Here is an 844-nt window from a genome sequence, read left to right on the forward strand (position 1 = left end):
TTTACTTTGGTCGGTAAATCAAAAGGATAAACTTTGACCTGCACCTTTTCCAGCTCAGGCGAAATTACAGAAAGAATGATGCACTAACAGTGAAAAAGATAGGATATATGTCAAAAGGCATATACAACCACTAAAACCCCATGATTTATGACTGGCTGATTGATGAACCAATTTTGGAAATTAACGCTGCCGCTGGGATCACAGCAAAAAAGGTCGGCGGTAAGAAAGGCAAACGAACTCGGGTGCTAAATGACAACGAGATCAGGATACTTTGGCGCTATTTGCACGAGTCAAAAATCACTGAGAAGAACCGCATCTACATAAAACTGCTTCTGCTATTGGGCGGTCGCAAGGGCGAACTCATTCAAGCTGAAAAGCATCACTTTGACTTGCAATCTGCAATGTGGACAGTGCCTATAGAGATCCGTAAACAAGGTGAGAAAATTGGAGCGCCAATCATGCGGCCATTGATTAGGCCTGCTATTGAGCTGATTGAACTGGCGATGCAGATGAGTAAATCAACTTACTTGTTTCCCGCGAACGGACAAGAAGAGCTTGCCACAAATGGCTTTGATACCACTATTCCTAACAATGTGAAAATCTGGGCTCGCAGATCGCTTGGTGTTGAGATGGAACATTGGTCTATGCATGATCTTCGCAGAACGATGCGAACGCGTATGTCGGCCATCACGACGCAAGAAGTTGCCGAGTTGATGATTGGCCACAGCAAAAAAGGGTTGGATGCTATCTACAACGTAAGCGTAACTAATAGCACACATTAACGGTAATTGGTTTTCTCGGGTGGATCAATTTTGTTGACCATTTAACCGGCCAAGTAATTGGC

General features: G+C 44.0%; 1 pseudogene. It reads left to right on the forward strand.

Annotation, left to right across the window (positions count from 1 at the left end):
* Positions 1-146 precede the first annotated feature (146 nt).
* A pseudogene (locus AN394_RS21150) lies at positions 147-755 on the forward strand (tyrosine-type recombinase/integrase); the annotation flags it as partial.
* Between the last annotated feature and the right edge of the window lie 89 nt (positions 756-844).

The organism is Pseudoalteromonas sp. P1-26, from assembly GCF_001401795.1.
GTDB lineage: Bacteria > Pseudomonadota > Gammaproteobacteria > Enterobacterales > Alteromonadaceae > Pseudoalteromonas.